At 64.3% G+C, this 19445-nt stretch carries 17 protein-coding genes and 2 tRNA genes; 18 read left to right on the top strand and 1 reads right to left on the bottom strand.

All coding sequences use genetic code 11. The features are described 5' to 3' along the window. The 12 genes from Q0G85_RS08650 to Q0G85_RS08595 form a co-directional block, all read left to right on the top strand. Positions 1-2972 (top strand): tape measure protein (locus Q0G85_RS08650; protein WP_297156791.1); only part of this gene is annotated, 2972 nt, incomplete at its 5' end. Then, the gene (locus Q0G85_RS08645) at positions 2965-3795 is read left to right on the top strand and encodes a hypothetical protein (RefSeq protein ID WP_297156787.1); all 831 of its coding nucleotides are present in this window, start codon (positions 2965-2967) and stop codon (positions 3793-3795) included. The genes Q0G85_RS08650 and Q0G85_RS08645, both read left to right, overlap by 8 nt. Continuing rightward, entirely contained in the window at positions 3759-5036 is a 1278-nt protein-coding gene (locus Q0G85_RS08640; RefSeq protein WP_297156783.1) for a Gp37-like protein, read from the top strand. The genes Q0G85_RS08645 and Q0G85_RS08640 overlap by 37 nt, the downstream gene beginning before the upstream one ends. Positions 5037-5052: 16 nt before the next feature. Beyond that, positions 5053-6246: a head fiber protein gene (locus tag Q0G85_RS08635; RefSeq protein WP_297156779.1), complete on the top strand. Its 1194-nt coding sequence runs from the start codon at positions 5053-5055 to the stop codon at positions 6244-6246. Then, on the top strand, positions 6246-7478 hold the full coding sequence (locus tag Q0G85_RS08630) for a hypothetical protein (RefSeq protein ID WP_297156777.1): 1233 nt from the start codon (positions 6246-6248) through the stop codon (positions 7476-7478). Before Q0G85_RS08635 ends, Q0G85_RS08630 begins: the two co-directional genes overlap by 1 nt. A 1-nt stretch (position 7479) precedes the next feature. After that, complete coding sequence (locus Q0G85_RS08625) at positions 7480-8244, top strand: hypothetical protein (RefSeq protein ID WP_297156774.1); 765 nt, start codon at positions 7480-7482, stop codon at positions 8242-8244. Positions 8245-8253: 9 nt separating this feature from the next. Beyond that, a complete protein-coding gene (locus Q0G85_RS08620; RefSeq protein WP_297156770.1) occupies positions 8254-8637 on the top strand; it encodes a hypothetical protein in 384 nt (127 codons plus the stop codon). Further along, entirely contained in the window at positions 8634-8918 is a 285-nt protein-coding gene (locus Q0G85_RS08615) for a phage holin (RefSeq protein ID WP_297156767.1), read from the top strand. The genes Q0G85_RS08620 and Q0G85_RS08615 overlap by 4 nt, the downstream gene beginning before the upstream one ends. Next, positions 8915-9091 (top strand): hypothetical protein, encoded by a 177-nt coding sequence (locus tag Q0G85_RS08610; RefSeq protein ID WP_297156765.1) that lies wholly within the window; start codon positions 8915-8917, stop codon positions 9089-9091. Before Q0G85_RS08615 ends, Q0G85_RS08610 begins: the two co-directional genes overlap by 4 nt. Beyond that, on the top strand, positions 9027-9734 hold the full coding sequence (locus tag Q0G85_RS08605; RefSeq protein WP_297156761.1) for a CHAP domain-containing protein: 708 nt from the start codon (positions 9027-9029) through the stop codon (positions 9732-9734). The genes Q0G85_RS08610 and Q0G85_RS08605 overlap by 65 nt, the downstream gene beginning before the upstream one ends. 335 nt (positions 9735-10069) lie before the next feature. Then, positions 10070-10732: an NYN domain-containing protein gene (locus Q0G85_RS08600; protein ID WP_297156759.1), complete on the top strand. Its 663-nt coding sequence runs from the start codon at positions 10070-10072 to the stop codon at positions 10730-10732. A 294-nt stretch (positions 10733-11026) separates the two neighbouring features. Further along, positions 11027-11101: transfer RNA gene (locus Q0G85_RS08595), tRNA-Ile, on the top strand. Positions 11102-11164: 63 nt separating this feature from the next. Here the strand turns inward: Q0G85_RS08595 and trpS are convergent. Further along, positions 11165-12220 carry a tryptophan--tRNA ligase gene (trpS, locus tag Q0G85_RS08590; RefSeq protein WP_297156756.1) on the bottom strand — a complete coding sequence of 352 codons (1056 nt, stop codon included), beginning with the start codon at positions 12218-12220 and terminating at the stop codon, positions 11165-11167. A gap of 162 nt (positions 12221-12382) precedes the next feature. Here trpS and Q0G85_RS08585 point away from each other — a divergent pair. The 6 genes from Q0G85_RS08585 to ilvC all read left to right on the top strand — a co-directional run. Next, positions 12383-12457: transfer RNA gene (locus Q0G85_RS08585), tRNA-Val, on the top strand. 149 nt (positions 12458-12606) lie between these two features. Next, a complete protein-coding gene (locus Q0G85_RS08580; RefSeq protein ID WP_297156797.1) occupies positions 12607-13986 on the top strand; it encodes a uracil-xanthine permease family protein in 1380 nt (459 codons plus the stop codon). 424 nt (positions 13987-14410) lie between these two features. Beyond that, a complete protein-coding gene (gene ilvD / locus Q0G85_RS08575) occupies positions 14411-16087 on the top strand; it encodes a dihydroxy-acid dehydratase (RefSeq protein WP_297156752.1) in 1677 nt (558 codons plus the stop codon). 29 nt (positions 16088-16116) lie between these two features. Further along, entirely contained in the window at positions 16117-18051 is a 1935-nt protein-coding gene (gene ilvB / locus Q0G85_RS08570) for a biosynthetic-type acetolactate synthase large subunit (protein ID WP_297156794.1), read from the top strand. After that, complete coding sequence (ilvN, locus tag Q0G85_RS08565) at positions 18048-18533, top strand: acetolactate synthase small subunit (RefSeq protein ID WP_158048458.1); 486 nt, start codon at positions 18048-18050, stop codon at positions 18531-18533. The genes ilvB and ilvN overlap by 4 nt, the downstream gene beginning before the upstream one ends. A 203-nt stretch (positions 18534-18736) precedes the next feature. Continuing rightward, on the top strand, positions 18737-19445 hold a 709-nt coding region (gene ilvC / locus Q0G85_RS08560), incomplete at its 3' end, for a ketol-acid reductoisomerase (RefSeq protein WP_367116884.1).

The raw sequence follows: 19445 nt of genomic DNA, 5'->3' as shown, positions 1-19445 counted from the left end.
CGTTCTCGAAGTCGTTCGCCGACGGGGCGAACCCCGCGTCCGGCGGCCTGCTCTCGAAGTTCAAGAGCGCCGGGACGGGAGCGGGCGAGGCGTTCTCTTCGGGGCTTTCCTCGTCGGCGAACGGTGACGCCCTCAAAGCCCTGCAAGCCCAGGCCGATACTGCGGCGGCGGACCTCAAATCGGCGATGGTCTCCGCCAAGACCGCGACGCTGTCCACCGAGGCGGCGCAAGCAAAGTACAACGAGACGCTCGCGAAGTACGGATCGAGCTCTTCGCAGGCGATTAGCGCGGAGCGAAACCTCATCCAGGCGAAGTACAACCAGGAGAGGGCGTCCGAAAACGCAAAGGAGGCCGAGGAGAAGCTCGCGTCCGCGCAGAGCAGGCTCGCCAACGCCTCCAAGCAGCCGAAATCGGCGCTAGGCGGGCTTGCCGGCACGGTCAAGAGCCTGTCGGGCGAGTTCAGGTCGGGCTCGGCTGCCGCGAGCGGCTTCAGCGCGAAGATGGCGGTCGTTGCCGGCGCGGTGGGTGGAGCGGCATCCGCAATCGGCACCAAGCTGTTCAGCGCGCTCTCGGGGCTCTCGGGTGAGATTGCGGGCGCGTCCGACTCCGCGCAGAAGTTCGCGAGCACGCTGAGCTTCGGCGACGTGGACTCCTCGACCATCGAGGCCCTGACGGCGTCGACGCAGAAGTACGCCGACGACACCATCTACGACCTCGGCGACATCAGGAACACGACGGCCCAGCTCGCGGCAAACGGCGTGGACGACTACGCCCAGCTCGCCGAGGCGGCGGGCAACCTCAACGCCGTCGCGGGCGGCAACGCCGACACCTTCAAGTCGGTCGCCATGGTCATGACGCAGACCGCGGGCGCGGGGAAGCTCACGACCGAGAACTGGAACCAGCTCGCCGACGCCATCCCCGGCGCGTCGGGCAAGCTCCAGGAGGCCATGAGGGAAAACGGCGCCTACACGGGCAACTTCCGCGACGCCATGGAGCATGGCGAGATATCCGCCGAGGAGTTCAACCAGGCGATCATGCAGCTCGGCATGACCGACGTCGCCAAGGAGGCCGCAACCTCGACGGCGACGATCGAGGGCGCGATGGGCAACTTGGAGGCGTCCGCCGTCTCGGCTGGGACGAAGGTGCTCGACGCCTTCAAGCCCATCATAACGGGCGGCATGTCCGCGGCGGGAGGGGTGATCGACGGCATCGGGGATTCCGTCGCCGACTTCCTCGCGAAGTGCGCGGACAACGGCGCGGTCCAGGCGCTCTCCGACGGCTTGTCGCTCCTCGGCGGGGCGGCGCTCGACGCGGCGGGGGCAGCGGGGAACCTCGCCGCCGCTGTCCTCGGCATCGAGCCGGGGGCGGGCGACGCGGCGGGGGCGGCGGACACGTTGAAGTCCGCGCTCGACGCCGCGCACCCCATCGTCCAGAAGATCGCCGACGGCGCGGCATGGCTGAAGGACAACGCCGCCAAGGCGGCCCCCGCCGTCCGCGCCCTCGCGGTCGGGTTCGTGGCCATGAAGGCCGCCTCCGCCGTCGCGGGCGCGGTCAAGTCGCTCTCGGGCACCTTGACCGCGGTGTCGGCCCTCTCGACGTTCGCCGCAGGCGGGCTCACCGCGATGGCGGGCGGCGAGACGGCGGCGGGCACGGCCGCCAGCCTGTCCGCGAGGCAGGTCCTCGCGCTCGGCGCGGCAGTGCTCCTGGTGGGCGCTGGCGTCGCTCTGGCGGCGGCGGGCATCCTGCTCTTGGCGACCGCCGCCATCCAGGTGGCTTCGGCGGGCCCGGGAGCCGCGGTCGCGATACTCGGCATGGTGGCCGTCGTCGCGGCCCTCGCGCTCGGAGTCGCGGCCCTTGGCACCGCCCTCACGGCGGGCGCGGTCGGCCTGGTCGCGTTCGGCGCGGCGGTGCTCATGGTGGGCGCGGGCATCCTGCTCGCCACGGCGGGCCTCGCCGCGCTCGCCCCGATGCTCCCCGTCGTCTCCGCCTACGGCGCATCCGCCGCGGTCGGCATAGCGGCGCTCGGCGCTGGGATGCTCGTCCTCGGCGCAGGCTCGCTCGTGGCGGCCGTCGGCATCGCTGCCCTCGCCGTGGGCGTCGTCGCAGCTGCTGCGGCGACGCTCGTCCTGAGCGCGGGCGTCCTGGTCCTCGCGGTCGGCATCGCGGCGCTCGCCGTCGGAGTCGGAGCCCTCGCGGCGGGCATGACGCTCATCGCGGCCTCGGTGCTGCTCGCGGCGAGCGGCTTCGAGGCGATGGGCTCGGCGCTCCCGACGGTCGCCGACTCCGCCCCCGGCGCTGCGGGCGGCGTCGCAGCCCTCGCGGCAGCGGCAACAGCCGCCGTGCCGGGGCTGCTCGCGGGCACTCCCGCTATGGAGGCCTTCGCGGGCGCATGCTCCTCGGCGTCGAGCTCCGTCGGCTCGATGGGGTCGGCGGTCGAGGCGGCCACGGAGGAGGCTCGCAGCGGCCTCGACCAGACGAAGATGGCCGCGCAGTCGATGGCGACGGCGGGGCAGTCCTCCTTCTCCGACTTCGCGAGCTCGGCCAGGAGCTCCTCCTCCGCCGCCGCCTCCGCGGTGTCGGCGGCCTGCGCTCTCATGAGCGCCACGGTGTCGTCGATGCGCCTGACCATCCCGAGGATGGAGGTGGGCGCGCTGCCGCACTTCCGCCTCGACGGCAGGTTCGACCCCGAGTCGGGGTCGGTCCCGTCCGTGGCGGTCGACTGGTACGCGAAGGGCGGCGTCTTCAGCTCGGCGTCGGTGATCGGCGTCGGCGAGGCGGGGCCCGAGGCGGTCGTGCCGCTGCGGCCGTCCGTGCTCCGGGGTATCGGCGAGGGCATCGAGGCGGACGGCGGCGGCTCCGAGGTGATCGCGTGGCTCTCGCGCAACCTCCCGGCGATCATCGCCGACTGCACCCCCGTCATGGGGGAGAAGGAGTTCGGCCGCAAGGTCAGGAAGGCGGCTGCCTATGCATAGGCTCTCCTACATATCGGGCACGGGCGGTGCCGAGGTGTCGCTCGACTGCCGCTCGGCGCTCGCCGGGACCGCCGCGGGCATCCGCGGCCGCGAGTGGGGGTACTCCATCGGGCACCTCTCGCTTGTGGGCGCGACGCGCAGCGCGCGCGAGTGCTCGATGAGCGTCGCGTTCCTCGACCGCTCGTCGGCCGACGAGCTGCGCAGGCTGGCGGACAGGGACATGGCCAAGGGCACGCCGGGGTCCCTGTCGCTGGACGGGTGGTCGCAGCGCGCCTACGTCACGAAGGCCGAGCCGTCCTCCATCTCGCGCGACCACGTGGCGATGAGCCTGACCGTCGTGCTCCTCGACGGCGTGTGGCGGCGAGGACACACGGTGCCCTTCGAACCGCTTACCGCGACCGAGGGCGACGGCGACTGGCTCGATCTGCCCTACGACCTGCCCTGCGACCTCGGCGTGCCGTCGGCGCGCAGCTACATCGACGTGGGCGAGTGGGGCGCGACCCCGCTGAAGTTCACGATCTACGGTCCCGCGGTCAATCCGTCGATACGCATCGACGGCAATTGGTACAGGGTCGACTTGACCATCTCCGAGGGCGGCTACCTCGTCGTCGACCCGCTCGCGGTTCCGCGCGCCGTGACCCTGGTCAACGCCGACGGCTCGACCGTCGACGCCTTCTCCAAGGCGCGCAGGGGCGAGGGCCTCGGCGGCGGCGAGTACATATTCCAGCCCGCATCGGCGGGCACCCACGAGGTCGAGTGGGACAAGTCCTTCGGCTTCGACTTGACGTGGTACGAGGAGGAGGGGGAGCCGCCATGGTCCTAGTGGTGCACGATTCCGAGCTGGGAGACGTGCGCGAGCTCTCTGACTTCTCGCTCGACCTCGCGTTCGGCAGCGACGAGAACGCCTTCACGCTCGAATGCGGCGCAGACGTCGCCCCGACCGAGGGCCAGCTCGTCTTCGTCGACGACAGCGAGTACGGCGGAGTCGTGGACGAGGCCAGCTTCGAGGCGGGGCGCGACGCGTCGGGCACCGTGACGTGCAAGGGCCGCACCTGGCACGGCATCCTGGCAGGCAAGCGGCTGCTCCCAGACGACGGCAGCGCCCACCTCAGCGTCGACGGGAAGGCGGGCGAGGTGCTCGCGTCGCTCGTCGAGCGTATGGGGCTACCAGGCCTCTTCTCGGCCGCTCCCGACAACACGGCGGTGAGCTTCGCCTTCGACCGCTTCTGCGACGGCTACAGCGGCCTCAGGGCGCTCGCGAAGGCGAACGGCCGCAAGGTCTCGATGCGCCGCAAGGACGGCAAGGTGGAGATTTCGCTGCCGCCTGCGGTGGACTACGCGAGCAAGGTCGATTCCGACCTTTTGGACTTCACGCTCACCTCGGTTCACCGATGCGTGAACCACCTGATCTGCGCAGGAACGGGCGAATTGGAGGAGCGCGCCGTCGTGCACTTCTACGCAGACGAGGCGGGCAACGTCTCGCACACGCAGAGCCTTTTCGGGGTCGACGAGATATCGGCGCTCTACGACTACAGCAACGCCGACGAGGAGAAGCTGGAGGAGGAGGGCCGCAAGAAGCTGCAAGAGTACCAGACGCAGGGCAGCGTCGAGGTGGAGGTGCACGACGACATCGACGTGGACGTGGGCGACGTGATCTCGGCGCGCGACAACGCGCACGGCCGCACCGTCACGGCGACCGTGGCGAAGAAGATCGTGAAGGTTTCGCGCGGCGTGCCCACGTACAGCTACGAGGTCGGCAGCGAGACCACCACCAAGACGAGCAGCAGCGGCACCGCCGAGAGCAGCGGGGGAGGGCATGCCTACCTGGCGGGCAAGGGCCTGACGCTGGATAACTACACGTTCAGTGCCGAGGTGGACGCCGAGGCGCTCGCGGCCGTGGAGTCCAAGGCCGACGCGGCGCGCAAGGCAGTCGGGGACCTTGCCGACGACAGCGTGGGCGAGGTCGCCGCCGCGTACCCCGTGACGGTCGACAAGAGCGAGCGGCGGGTCACCGTCGGCGTCGAGTGCGCCGGCTCCCGCGACGCGAACGCATGGTTCGCGTGAGAGAGAAAGGAAGACAATGGCAAACGGAAACCTCCCCACCGACGTCCCGTACGATGCGGCGAGCGCGACGTCGACCGGCCGCGTTCTCAGCGAGGACGCCGGGCGCGAGATGGCCGTGCAGACGAGGAGCAACTTCGCCGCAGGCATCGAGATAAGCGGCCTGCAGATCCAGCTCAAGAACGGGCAGTCGTCCCCGGCCATCATCGGCACGGCGACCATCCCGACGGCGAGCCAGGGCGCGGCGGGCGCGATGACGTCCGCCGACAAGGCGAAGCTGGACGGCGTGGAGGCGGGCGCGAACAACTACGCCCTTCCCTCCGCCGGCAAGGGGACGCTCGGCGGCGTGAAGACGACAAGCGACGTGACGAGCGCGGCCGGCTACACGCCCGCGCCCATCATCGACGGCGTGCCCTACTACAAGGACACGAACACGACCTACGCCGACGCGACCCAGAGCGCCCGCGGCCTCATGACGGCGGCGGACAAGAAGAAGCTGGACGGCGTGTCGGAGGGCGCGAACAACTACTCGCACCCTACGACCCCGGGCAACAAGCACATTCCGGCAGGCGGCTCGGCGGGCCAGGTCCTCGCGTGGGCGAGCGACGGCACGGCGCAATGGCGGGAGGAGAAGGACACCACCTACGCCGACTTCAAGGGCGCCACCGCGTCGGCGGCGGGCTCGCACGGCCTGGTGCCGGCACCGGCGATGGGCGCGGCGACGCGCTTTTTGCGCAGCGACGGCACGTGGCAGGTGCCGCCGTACCCGACCATCGACTCCGCGCTCTCTCCGACCAGCGCCAACCCCGTCCAGAACAAGGCCGTCAGCGCGGAGCTCGACAAGAAAGCGCCGCTGGCCTCGCCCCAGCTCACAGGCTCGCCGACCGCCCCGACGCCGACGGCGGGCAGCAACAACACGCAGCTCGCGACCACGGCCTTCGTGCAGAACGCGGTCAACGCCGCCGTCACCAGCGCCGCCGCCTACCAGGGAGCGGCGAACAGCTACACCGAGATCGTGAAGACGGCGTACAAGCCCGGCTGGTACTGGTTCGTGCGCACCGCCGGGGAGTACGCCGGGCAGCAGTGCGAGAGCGGCGACATGATCATCGCGAACAAGGAGAAGGGCGCCTCCGTCTCCGACAGCGACTTCGACGTCATCCAGAGCAACGTCGACTACGTGACCGCCAACGACGTCAAGGTCTGGTTCGCCTGATGGGCGGCTCGCGCGGCCTGATGGGGCGAGAGGCGTTCGCCAAGCTGCGCTCCATCGTCGACGAGCTTCTCTCGAAGAAGGTCGACGACACGGCGGCGGGCGTGAGCTCGGCGCTTAACAGGCTCGAGACGGGCTCGGGCACTCCATCGGACGCGGACTACTACATCAGCCAGGTCGTCGGCGGGGGAGCCTCCGCGACCTCGTACCACCGCCGCCCCGTGAGCGCGCTTTGGAGCTACATCAAGGCCAAGGCAGACGCGGTCTATGCGGCCAAGTCGCACGCCCATCCCGCGTTCGACGTGCAGTTCTCCCCGCGCCGCGCGAGCGCCGGCAGACTGATGCCCGTGCACCTCGGCGTCATGGGCGCCGGGCGGTGCCTGAGCGCGTTCCTGCCCGCCTCCGGCATCAAGGTCGAGTACTCGACCGACGGCGGGGCCACATGGCTTGACTACGGCGCGGGAGATGCGGACAGGCGCAGGCTCGCATCGATGCGCGACACCCGCATCTGGTACAAGCTCGGCGGCCCCGACGCCTCGGGCGCGTACGGAGACATGCTGCGCATCACCTACGAGCCGTCCGACGGGCGGTACGGGCTCGCGAGGAGCACCCTCGTGTGGGCCTCGACGATGGGCGGCAGCAACCTGACGTGCGTCGTCGAGACGTCGACGGTGGGCGCGAAGGGGACGTGGGTCGATCGCGACTTGCGCGTGGAGATGGGCGGGTGGCCCGGGCCGAACGTCGTCGACCTGCCGCCGCTCACCTTCGGAGGCTACGAGAACCAGACGTCGAACACGTACGGATGGCGCTTCACGTTCGGCAAGAAGGCGGACGCGCCGGGGAAGGTGCAGCGCGTGGGCTCCATCGACATCTACGGCGACAGCGTGTGGAACGCCGCGAACGAGATGATGCGGACGGGGCACCTTTACACGTGGGACGACGAGGGCAGCGGGCACTTCATCGGGTCGGCGGACAGCGCGACGGAGGCCAACAAGCTCAAGACGGCCCGCAAGATAACCTTCACGGGAGCGGCGACGGGCGGCGCGACGTTCGACGGGTCCGCCGACATAACCGTCAACCTTGCGGCTAGCGCGTCGGCCGCCGGCTTCCTGGCGGCGCATCCGGTCGGCGCCGTCTACATGACGGCGATACACACCAACCCGGGGACGCTGTACGGCGGCACCTGGGTCGAAAGGCCCTCCGTGGGCGCATTCCTCTACGAAAGGACGGCATGACATGGCATTCGAGGCTGTGGACGCGTGCTTCGGCACGCCGCACATCTCCAGCGACGACCTGGCGGCGCTCAACGAGGCCACCATCGGCAAGCGCGACTGCGTGATGAAGTGGGGCGACGACTTCAAGGCGGTCATGACGAACGCGAACACGTGTCTCATCGGCACGGGCGTGGGCATGGTGGGCGGCAAGAGGTTCTGGAACCAGGCGGCCGTCAGCCTGACCGTCCAGAGCGGCACGCAGGGCCAGAAGCGCAACGACCTCGTGGTGGCGCGGTACGCCAAGACGGGCGCGGGCATCGAGTCCATCACGCCAGTCGTGATCAAGGGCACGCCCACCACGGACACCGCCGCCGACCCGGAGGCGACGGCGAACGACCTCAAGCTCTGGCGCATCCCGCTCGACGGCATCAACGCCGGCGCGCCCGTGAAGCTCTTCGATACGGTGGCGCCGCTGTCCGCGCTCGGGCAGACAAGCTACTCCGTGAGCTCGTCCGACGCGCGCATCTCGGTCGACGTGTGCACGGCCTGCGGCGGCCTCGTCTTCATGGCGGGACGCATCAACGCCTACGAGCCGGGCTGGCTGAGCGCGACCCTGACGGGGTGCCCGAAGGCCAAGTACCAGGCTGGCGTCGTCTTCGGCCGCAACTCGGTCTGGAAGGCACCCGTCATGTCGGGCACGCTCGGGCGCGAGAACGACATGATCGTGCAGGTGACCGAGGCCGTCAGCGAGAACGAGATCTGGTCCGTCACGTACCTCAGGGCTTAGGTGGGGCGCGTGATAGAGCTGGAACTGTCGACCCTCGTCGTGCCGGCGCTCTCCGCGGTGCTGTCGGCGATCGCGGGGGTGTGCGGCGTGTACGTGGCGGTCAGCAAGCAGCTCGCGGCGAGCGCCGAGAGCCAGAGGGCCATGATGGCCGACATAGCGGAGATCAAGAGCGACCTCGCCGACGTCCGCGACGAGCTGCGCACGCACGGGGAGAAGCTCGCGGGGCTGTCGGAGAAGACGGACGGCCTTGCGGGGAAGGTCGAGAAGCACAACTCGGTCGTGGAGCGTACTTTCAAGCTGGAGAACGACGCCGCGACCGCGTGGAGGCGGCACGACGAGCTCGCGCAGCGCGTCGACCGCCTGGAGAACATCAAGATAGGGGGCTCGGAATGAGCATCAACTGGAAGATCAGGCTCAAGAACAAGACGTTTTGGCTGGCATTGATTCCCGCGGTCCTGCTGCTCGTGCAGCAGGTGGCGGCGCTCTTCGGCGTCGCCCTCGACTTCGGCGAGCTTCAGGAACAGCTGGTGGCCATAGTCGGCAGCGTCTTCGCGCTGCTCGCGATTATGGGCGTCGTCGCCGACCCGACCACCGTCGGCGTGGCGGACAGCATCCAGGCTCTCGGCTACGACGAGCCGAAGGACGACTTCTCCGGCGCGAAGGAGGAGCGATGATCTGTCTTGCCGAGGAGAGCGAAAGCGACCTCATGAGGGAGTTCGTCGAGGCGGGGCGAGGCACCGGCGACGGCCCCGATGACGAGCACGCAGTGAAGGAGGTCGAGTATGCCGACAGCGAACGACGTTCTGTACTGCGCCCAGCAGTGGATCGGGTACAGCCGATGGACTGATCCCGAAGAGGGCACGGTGTTTGGGCGTTGGTACGCCAAGAAGGTAGGCGATTCCTACTTCGGCACGTCCGGCGTTCCCTATTGCGCCATGTTCACCAGCTATTGCCTCGACTGGGCAGGCGTCTCGGCGGCTGGCATTCCCGGCGCCTACGTCCCGTGGATCCTTTCTGCCAACGCCGATGCCGGGCGGCTCGTCCGCAACGAAGATGCCGAGCCTGGTGACCTCGTCATGTTCGACTGGCAAGGTGACGGTGTGGCAGACCACATCGGCATCGTCGAGGAGAACCATCCCGACGGGAGTTGGATGCAGACCATCGAGGGCAACACGTCTCCCGGCAACGGAGGCTCCCAGAGCAATGGAGGCGGCGTCTACCGACGTGCCCGCAGCTACGGCTCCATCATCGGAGTCGTGCGACCTTACTACGAGACCGAAGAGGAGGAAGACATGCTGACCGAGCATCAGGACAAGCTTTTGGCCACTATCTACGAGCAGGTGACTGGCACCTACGACCCGACAGGTCGCGGCGTGGAGCTATGCGACCACGACCATATCAAGTGGATCGGGAAGCAGTGCGCCGACAACGCCGACTACATCAAGGCGGTCGACGCGAAGCTCGACAAGCTCATCGAGAAGCTGGGGTAGAGCTCTGACAAGCTCTGACAGGCTCTGACAGACTATGACATAGACTAGAGCCCAGACTAGGCTAGTCTATAGCCAGAACCAGCAAGCCTCGCGCGCCTGGGGTCACCCACGGCGCGCGGGGCTTTTCGCGCCTTGGTGGGTTATCGAAATTGAAAAATTGCGTCATGATGTTTGACTCAAAAAACCATTCTATGCATAATGAGGGCGGCGAATAAACATTCCTCCGTGTCTGTTCATCGCTCCGATAACCCCCTAGCAGTAAGCCTCTCTAACATCTGAGACGTGCCGAGCCTAGGGGGGTTTTATATTCAGGCTCTATCTTTACAGGAGGGCGGATGGCAAGGATGGCGATTCTCGTCGATGGGGGATTCTACCTCAAGCGGTCGAAATCTCTCAAAGGGGTAAAAACTCCGTCGGCAAGGGCTGAGGAGCTGGTCCAGTACTGCAAAAAGCATACTGAGCACGAGGGTGCGGACCTCTATCGAATCTTCTACTACGATTGCGACCCGATAGGGAAGAAGGCCTTTCACCCGTTTCTCCGCAGGACGATCGACTTGAGCAAATCCGATGATTTCAAGTGGAAAACCGAGTTCTTCAAGGAGCTTGCGAAAAAGAGGAAGCTTGCAATAAGGAAGGGCGAAGCATTGGAGGGTTCATGCGAATACGTCATGAACCGCTCGGCAATGAAAGATATCGCTACTGGGAAACGCGACGCCGACAGCTTAACGGAGAAGGACTTCTGCCTCGACGTACAGCAGAAGGGCGTTGACGTTAGGATTGGGCTCGATGTTGCACTTATTGCTCACGAGAAATTTGCCGATCAAATCGTCCTTATTACTGGTGATAGCGATTTTGTTCCGGCTGCAAAATATGCTAGGCGTCATGGGATAGATTTCATCATTGATCCGATGTGGCATAATTTCAGGGATGGCCTTGGCATCCATGTTGACGGTATGTATACGCCATGGGCAAACCCGAAAAGGCATAAAACAGTATGATAATTCCGGATAGTGCGATATTTCTCGCATAGCGATCACCAAGGTTCGCCTGAGGTTCGCACAGAATCGAGAATCAGGCGGCAAACGGGAACGCAATCGCGATTTCATGCCCGTTGAACAGGAGTTTCGGTTCTTCTTGGGTATCATCTGGGGAGCCATTTTGAAACTGTGAAACCTGCTCATTGAGCAGGTTTTTTATTATCCAATATCGCGAGCGTGGAACATCTTTACCCAAACGGCGTATGAAGTTTTCTTGACTGCTGCGCTTTCGGGTACAATAGTCAACATGCATACGGGCCTGTAGCTCAACGGTGGAGCAGGGGACTCATAATCCTTTGGTTCTCGGTTCGAATCCGGGTGGGCCCACCACAAAAAGCAAAGCGCCGTCGAGCTCTCTCAACGGCGCTTTTTCATGCAGCGTCTCTCTTGCGCTTAGGCGGTGTAAACCATTCCCATGGCCTCGCAAACCTCGCCAAGCGTCTCATTAGCAATCTCGTTCGCGCGGCGGTTGCCATCTGCCAGGATGTCGGCGATATACGCCGGGTCCTGCATAAGCTCCTCGCGGCGTGCGCGAATGGGGGCGAGGTAGTCATTCGCGCTTTGGGTGACGTACTTCTTAAGCGTGCCCGAGCCGCCGTCGCCGATCTCCTCCGCGATTTCAACCTCCGTGCGTCCGGTGCAAAGTGCTGCCGTGGTAAGCAGGGCGGACACGCCGGGTCGGTTGTCGGGGTCGAAGGTGATGTTGCGGTCGGAGTCGGTTTGCGATTTCTTGATAAGCTTCGCGGTTTCCTCCGCGGTTGCCGAGAGGCTGATGGCGTTGCCGTAGCTCTTCGACATCTTGCGGCCGTCAAGGCCGGGAATCAGCACTGCATCGGTCAGAAGTCCGTCGGGCTCGGGGAAGACCTGCGCATAGCGCTCGTTGAAGCGGCGTGCGATCTGGCGCGTCTGCTCGATATGCGGCAGCTGATCCTTGCCGACGGGCACGATGTTGCCCTTGCAGAACAGGATGTCGCAGGCCTGGTGCACGGGGTAGGTCAAAAGCAGGCCCGTGAGCGCGTGCCCTGACGCTTCCTGCTCGGCCTTCACCGTGGGGTTGCGCTCAAGCTCGGCTTCGGTGCAAAGCGAGAGGAACGGCAGCATAAGCTGGTTTAGGGCAGGGATGTGCGAGTGCGTGAAGATGATGGTCTTTTCCGGGTCGATGCCGCAAGCCAGGTAGTCAATCACCATATTGCGCACGTTGTCGGCGATGTTCGCGGTCGTATCGCGGTCGGTGATCACCTGATAGTCGGCGATGACGACGCGGGTGGGGACACCCAGGTTCTGCAGCGCCACGCGCTCTCTGATCGTGCCGAAGTAATGTCCTAGATGAAGGCGGCCTGTGGGTCGGTCACCGGTCAACATGAGGTATTTCTCGGGGTGTTCGGCCAGGTCGGCGCGAATTTCATCGCTGCGCTTCTTCGATGCGAGGAAGCTGTCTTCGTTGCTCATGGGTATCTTCTCTCCCTTAATACGTTCTATGCGGAAATGCATGCTCCGAAAGTATACCGTATCCGAGCTTATGAAAATGTTGAAATTACCCCTTGCGCGTCTTTGCTGTAAGCGCTATCATGAATCCTCGCATCAGGAACATATTTCGATGCAACACGAAATGGTCGCTTGGCTCAGCGGGAGAGCATCGCCTTCACACGGCGGGGGTCACAGGTTCAAATCCTGTAGCGACCACCATGATTATCAAAGGCCGGAAGTCAAAAAGCTTCCGGCCTTTTTCATTCTTTACCCCTCCGACATTTGTCCTGCGCGTGTAAAATGCCTCCCAGTGACAATTTCCAGAGAAGGAGAGCTTCGTGGCGAAAAACGACAAACCGGTACCTACTATGGGAGCCGAGGACAGCCCCGACGCAATTTATGATGCGACCACGCTCGGCAAGCCCAAGATGCTCGTCTTCGGCCTGCAGCACATGTTCGCGATGTTCGGCGCTACTATCTTGGTCCCGGTGCTCACGGGTCTTTCCGTTTCCGCCACGCTCCTGTTCGCAGGTTTGGGCACGCTTTTGTTCCACTTCCTCTCGAAGGGGAAGGTGCCGGCGTTCCTCGGCTCGTCGTTCGCTTTCATTGCGGGCTATGCCGCCATCGCCCCGAATGGCGAGGCCGAGCTTTTGCCCTACGCCTGCTTGGGCGTCGCGTGTGCGGGCCTTCTGTACCTTGTTCTCTCCGCGCTTTTCCGCGGTTTCGGCGCGCTTCGCGTGATGAAGTTCTTCCCGCCCGTGGTCACCGGCCCGATCGTCATTTCGATCGGCCTTATCCTTTCGAGCTCGGCCATCGCGAACGCCTCGACGAACTGGCTTGTCGCCGTCGTCGCGATTGGCGTGATCATCGTCGCGAACATCTGGGGTCGCGGCATGGTGAAGATCATCCCGATCCTGCTCGGCGTGCTCGTTTCCTATGCGCTTGCGGTTGCGCTTGGCGAAGTGGATTTCTCGGGCGTCGCCGCCGCTCCTTGGATCGGGTTCCCCGTCGCCTTCGAGAACACGGTCTTCGGGCTTTCAAGCAACTTCGACGCGGGGCTTGCCATTACCGCCGTCATCACGATTATGCCGCTCGCGCTTGCGACCATGATCGAGCACATCGGCGACATCTCGGCAATCAGCTCTACGGTGAATCGCAACTTCATCGCCGAGCCGGGTCTTCATCGCACGCTTCTGGGCGACGGCCTGGCCACTATCATCGCCTCGCTTTTCGGCGCGCCGGCGAACACCACGTATGGCGAGAACACGGGCGTGCTCGCGCTCACCAAGGTATTCGACCCTCGCGTCATCCGCATCGCCGCGGTCTTTGCGATCTGCTTCTCGTTCTGCCCGAAGTTCGCAGCGGTGATCGAGGCCATGCCCGCCTGCGTCATCGGTGGCGTGTCCCTCGTTTTGTACGGCATGATCTCGGCTGTTGGCGTGCGCAACCTCGTCGAGAACAAGGTTGACTTCATGAAGAGCCGCAACGTGCTCGTCGCGGCGCTCATTCTCGTGCTCTCTATCGGCATCGCCTACTCCACGGCGGGTGCGATCGTGTTCGCCGTTGGCGGAATCACGATTTCGCTTTCCGGCCTTGCCGTGGGCTCGCTTGCCGGCATCGTGCTGAACGCGGTGCTGCCCGGGAAAGACGAGTACGCTTTCGGGGACACGCCCGCTCCGCGCTCCGATGAGCCCGAGATGCGCTTTCCTCTTGAGGGCGATCTGCCCAAGAACCCGAAAGAGGCGTAGTTTCTAGATTAAAAAAGCGTTCTACCTCGGAATTTGTCGGCATTGTGCATTTATCGCCGCATCGTGACGTTTGGGGGATTTCCCCCTTGCATCACGGTGCGGCGGTTGTATACTAGCGCCAGTTCAAAACCAAATACGACGAAATGCGTTGACGAGGAAAGTAAGGACGAACCCATCTCTCAGAGAGCCGGCGGTTGCTGCGAGCCGGTGGTGGGCGGCCCCGAATGCCACCTCCGAGCAGTTCGGCGCGAACGTTTTGCGCGAGATGCGGATGACCTCCGCAATCGCGTGAGGCAAGTAGCCTGAATCGGTGACTCCGTTATCGGTCCGCGGTCTATTCCGTTGTACCCAAGAGGTCCTGGTGCAGGTACTTGCAGCCAGGATTTTTTTATGGGCGGTGACGCCCGAAGGGAGGACACGGAACATGCAGCTTCGCAGCGATGCCATCAAGGTGGGTGCGGCGCGCGCCCCGCATCGCAGCCTGCTCAAGGCTGACGGGATCACCGACGAGGAGATGGGTCGCCCGCTCATCGCCGTAGTTAACTCCCGCAACGACATCATCCCCGGCCACAACAACCTCGACAAGATCTGCGAGGCGGTAAAGGCGGGCATCTACCTCGCGGGCGGCGTTCCGTTCGAGGTTTCCACCATCGGCGTGTGCGACGGCATCGCCATGAACCATGAGGGCATGCACTACTCGCTCGTATCCCGCGAGGTCATTGCCGACAGCCTGGAATGCGCGGTCGAGGGCCATGCGTTCGACGGCATCGTGTGCATCCCGAACTGCGACAAGATCGTCCCGGGCATGATCTTGGGCGCCCTGCGCGTGAACATCCCCACTGTGTTCGTCTCGGGCGGTCCGATGCTTCCCGGCCATGAGCCCGGTTGCACAGGTGGCCCCACGACTGACCTGAACACGCTTTTCGATGGCGCGGGCAAGGTTTCTGCGGGTACCATGACCGAAGAGGAGCTCAAGTATTACGAGAACACCGCGTGCCCAACGTGCGGAAGCTGTTCGGGCATGTTCACGGCGAACTCGATGAACTGCCTGTGCGAGGCTTTGGGCATAGCGCTTCCCGGCAACGGTACCATCCCTGCCGTATACTCCGAGCGCCTGCGCCTCGCCAAGCATGCGGGCATGAAGGTGATGGAGCTGCTCGAGCGCGGCATCAATTTCCGCGACCTCATCTCGGCGGCGGCCATCCACAACGCCATGGAATGCGATATGGCTTTCGGCGGCTCTACCAACACGGTGCTCCATCTGACGGCAATCGCGCAGGAGGCGGGGCATCCCATCACGATGGACGACTGGGACGCGGCGAGCGCCCGCACCCCGCACCTGGTGAAGCTGCAGCCCTCCGGCCCGCGCCCGCTTATCGACCTGTACGCCGTGGGCGGTGTGCCGGTCGTCATGCACGAGCTCAGCGAGCTGGGTCTTCTCGACGATTCCACCCTCACCTGCATGGGCCCGCTTCCCGAGTACATCAAGAAGTGCACAAAGCCTGCCGATGGCGAGGTATGTCGCACGCACGACAACCCCTTCTCGAAGGTCGGTGCCCTGCGCGTGCTCCATGGAAACGTTGCGCCTGATGGCGGCATCGTGAAGAAGTCGGCGGTCGACCCCTCGATGCTCACGCACACGGGTCCCGCGCGCTGCTTCAATTCCGAAGAGGAAGCCTGCGCGGCAATTTTCGCAGGGGAAATCAAGGCGGGCGACGTCGTCGTCATCCGCTATGAAGGTCCTGCTGGCGGCCCTGGCATGCGCGAGATGCTCACGCCGACATCCGCCATCGTGGGCATGGGGCTTTCCAAGTCCGTGGCGCTTATCACCGACGGCCGTTTCTCCGGCGCCTCGAAGGGCCCCTGCGTTGGTCATGTGAGCCCTGAGGCTGCGGCGGGCGGTCCTATCGCGCTTATCGAAGACGGCGACGAGATCACGGTCGACATCGAGGGGGGCGAGATCAACCTCCATGTCGACGACGAGGAGCTTGCCCGTCGCCGCGCCGCATTCGTCGCACCTGCTCCGAAGCACAACCATGGCGTTCTCGCCAAATACGCAAAGCTCGTCTCATCGGCCGATAAGGGGGCGTATGTCTCGTGAGTAACACCGTAAAGAACAAGAAACCGCAGATGGGCGCGCCCTTGGGTCTTGGCAGTAAGACCGAGAAGCAGGGCAAGCGCATGAACGGCGCCGAGGCCATCATCGCCTCGCTCGAGGCTGAAGGCGTCGACTTGGTCTTCGGTTACCCCGGCGGCCAGGCAATCAAGATCTATGACGCGCTCTACGATAGCAAGCAGATCACGCATATCCTCGCTCGCCACGAGCAGGGTGCGGTCCATGAGGCCGACGGCTATGCGCGCGCGACCGGGCGCCCCGGCGTGGCAATCGTCACGTCGGGTCCTGGCGCCACGAACACGGTGACGGGAATCGCTACGGCCTACATGGACTCCGTGCCGCTCGTCGTCATCACCGGCCAGGTGCCGCGCGGCGTCATCGGTACTGACTCGTTCCAGGAATCCGACATCGTAGGCATCACGATGCCGATCGTCAAGCATTCGTTTTTGCTGCAGTCTGCCGAAGAGCTCACGACGACCTTCCGCGAGGCCTTCCATATCGCCTCGACCGGTCGCCCCGGCCCCGTGCTTATCGACGTGCCCTCCGACATCCAAAGCGAGCAGATCGTCTTCAACTACCCCGACGAGGTGAATCTGCCCTCGTATCGCCCCACGTACAAGGGCAATGCCAAGCAGATCAAGCAGGCGGTCGGCGTGATCGAGAACGCAAGCAAGCCGATTCTCTATGTCGGCGGCGGCGCGATCGCGTCGGGCGCCACTGAAGAGCTCGTGAAGCTTTCGACCATGATGCAGATTCCCGTGGTGACGACGCTCATGGGCAAAGGCGCCTTCCCGGCGTCGCATCCGATGAACTTAGGTCCCGTCGGCATGCACGGTTCGAAGTTCGCGAACCTGGCGATGACGGAATCCGACCTGATCATTGCGGCAGGAGCGCGCTTCTCCGATCGCGTGACGGGCAAGCTCTCCGAGTTCGCACCCCATGCGAAGGTCATCCACATCGACATCGATCCGGCCGAAATCGGCAAGATTCGCGAGGCGCAGGTGCCGATCGTCGGCGATTTGAAGGGCGTCGTCGCGGGCATCGTGAACACGATTGAGAAAGAGGGTTGCACGCCGCGCACCGAGGCGTGGAACACGCAGATCGCCGAATGGCGCGAGCGCTATCCATTCTATGATGCACAAATCACTGAGAATCCTGACGAGATTGTCCCCGAAGTCGCCATGCAGAAGCTCTCCGCCAAGCTCGACGCGCACAATTCCGTCGTCGTGACCGAGGTTGGCCAGCATCAGATGTGGGCCGCGCAGTTCATCGATCGCGAGGAGCCGCGCAGCTTCATCTCCTCGGGCGGCTTGGGCACGATGGGATTCGGGTTCCCCGCGTCTATCGGTGCTGCGTTCGGGCGCCCGGGCGCACAGGTGATCTGCATCGCGGGCGACGGGTCGTTCCAGATGAACAGCCAGGAAATGGCGACTGCCGCCATCCACAACGTGCCGGTCAAGGTCGTCATCTTGGACAACCGCGCGCTTGGCATGGTGCATCAGTGGCAGAAGCTCTTCTACAACGAGCGCTATTCGTTCACCGAGCTCGATGCGAACCCGGATTTCGTGAAGCTTGCCGACGCATACAGCTGGCAGGCCGAACGCGTGACCGACCCCGGCAAGCTCGACGAGGCCTACGACCGTATGCTCGCATGCGAAGGCCCCTTCCTTCTCGATGTGGCCATTTCCGACCAGCAGAACGTGTTCCCGATGGTCGCTCCCGGCAAGGCGATGAACGATGTCATGGGCGCGATCGATGTGGCGGTTGGCGCGGTGCGTACTGACGTGCCGGGCGAGCCTGCGCCGGTGGTGCGCGAGAAGTCGCCTTGCGCGAAGATCGATGCGCAGTTCGGCGGGCGTTGGGAGGCCGATCCTGAGGACAAAGGCTCGCATCAGGGTGAGGAATCGGATGCGGAAGGCAACGCTGAAGAGGAAGGGGATGTTCGATGAAGCATATCCTGTCTATCCTGGTTGAGAACAAGCCGGGCGTGCTCTCCCGCGTGACGGGCCTCATCTCGCGGCGCGGGTTCAACATCGACTCGCTGTCGGTGGGTCCGACCGAAGACCCCACGATGTCGCGTATCACCATCATCGTGAAGGCCGACGATGTGGCCTACGAGCAGATCACCAAGCAGCTACATAAGCTGGTGAGCGTCTATAAGATCAGCGACCTTACGAAAGAATCCGCCATCGAGCGCGAGCTTGTGCTCTTCAAGGTGAACGCGTCGCCCGAGCGGCGAAACGAGATCATCGAGATCACGAACGTCTTCCGCGCGAAGATCGTCGATGTGGGCAAAAGCTCGCTCACGATTGAGGCCACGGGCGACGAGAGCAAGCTCAAGGGCATGGAAGATCTCTTCCGCGCCTATGGCATCAAGGAGATCACGCGCACGGGCAAAATCGCCATGAGCCGCAACTCCAAGGAAGTTTGATGCTCAATTTCTTCCCGCAGATAAGTGGCCCCTGCGTTCGGCTTCGCCGTGCTCGGGGTCGAACAGCACTCAGCTGTTCGATGAGCCGCAACTCTAAGGAAGTCTAGGGAGCAAACCTTTACTTCATCAGGGTATTTCCGCGCGAGCGGTTGCCATAAAGACAGGTAAAACCAGCCAAAAAGAAAGGACAAACTACCATGGCTGTGACAATCTATTACGAAGAGGACGTCAACCCGAAGATCATCCAAGGCAAGAAGATCGCCATCATCGGCTACGGCTCGCAGGGCCATGCCCATGCGCTGAACCTCATGGATTCGGGCTGCGACGTGCGCGTCGGCCTTCGTGAAGGCTCCAAGTCCGCCGAGAAGGCTCGCGAGGCTGGCCTTAAGGTCGTCGACATGGACACCGCTGCCGAGGAAGCCGATGTCATTATGATCCTCACCCCGGACGAGACGCAGCCGAAGGTCTACGAGGAGCACATCAAAGATCACCTGAAGGCTGGCGACACCCTCGCGTTCGCCCATGGCTTTAACATCCACTACGGCTACATCAAGGCTCCCGAGGACGTGAACGTCATCATGTGCGCTCCTAAGGGCCCGGGCCACATCGTCCGTCGCCAGTACACCGAGGGTTCCGGCGTGCCCGACCTCGCGTGCGTGGCGCAGGACGCGACCGGCGATGCGTGGGATATCGCGATGTCGTACTGCTGGGGCGTCGGCGGTGCTCGCTCCGGCATCATCAAGGCGACCTTCGCTCAGGAAACCGAGGAAGACCTCTTCGGTGAGCAGGCGGTTCTTTGCGGCGGCCTCGTCGAGCTCGTCAAGGCCGGCTTCGAGACGCTGGTTGACGCCGGCTATCCGCCCGAGCTCGCGTACTTCGAGTGCTATCACGAGATGAAGATGATCGTCGACT

The organism is uncultured Ellagibacter sp. (assembly GCF_934617235.1).
GTDB lineage: Bacteria > Actinomycetota > Coriobacteriia > Coriobacteriales > Eggerthellaceae > Ellagibacter.
Note: the sequence above shows the minus strand (reverse complement) of the source record. Positions and strands in the feature narration are given on the sequence as shown.

Bases quoted from the DNA above. Each gene is read 5' to 3' on its own strand.
- Q0G85_RS08630 (WP_297156777.1), top strand. From the start codon at position 6,246: ATGGGCGGCTCGCGCGGCCTGATGGGGCGAGAGGCGTTCGCCAAGCTG.
- Q0G85_RS08605 (WP_297156761.1), top strand. From the start codon at position 9,027: ATGCCGACAGCGAACGACGTTCTGTACTGCGCCCAGCAGTGGATCGGG.
- Q0G85_RS08610 (WP_297156765.1), top strand. From the start codon at position 8,915: ATGATCTGTCTTGCCGAGGAGAGCGAAAGCGACCTCATGAGGGAGTTC.
- Q0G85_RS08600 (WP_297156759.1), top strand. From the start codon at position 10,070: ATGGCAAGGATGGCGATTCTCGTCGATGGGGGATTCTACCTCAAGCGG.
- ilvD (WP_297156752.1), top strand. From the start codon at position 14,411: ATGCAGCTTCGCAGCGATGCCATCAAGGTGGGTGCGGCGCGCGCCCCG.
- Q0G85_RS08580 (WP_297156797.1), top strand. From the start codon at position 12,607: ATGGGAGCCGAGGACAGCCCCGACGCAATTTATGATGCGACCACGCTC.
- Q0G85_RS08615 (WP_297156767.1), top strand. From the start codon at position 8,634: ATGAGCATCAACTGGAAGATCAGGCTCAAGAACAAGACGTTTTGGCTG.
- Q0G85_RS08645 (WP_297156787.1), top strand. From the start codon at position 2,965: ATGCATAGGCTCTCCTACATATCGGGCACGGGCGGTGCCGAGGTGTCG.
- Q0G85_RS08635 (WP_297156779.1), top strand. From the start codon at position 5,053: ATGGCAAACGGAAACCTCCCCACCGACGTCCCGTACGATGCGGCGAGC.
- trpS (WP_297156756.1), bottom strand. From the start codon at position 12,220: ATGAGCAACGAAGACAGCTTCCTCGCATCGAAGAAGCGCAGCGATGAA.
- ilvN (WP_158048458.1), top strand. From the start codon at position 18,048: ATGAAGCATATCCTGTCTATCCTGGTTGAGAACAAGCCGGGCGTGCTC.
- ilvB (WP_297156794.1), top strand. From the start codon at position 16,117: ATGGGCGCGCCCTTGGGTCTTGGCAGTAAGACCGAGAAGCAGGGCAAG.
- Q0G85_RS08625 (WP_297156774.1), top strand. From the start codon at position 7,480: ATGGCATTCGAGGCTGTGGACGCGTGCTTCGGCACGCCGCACATCTCC.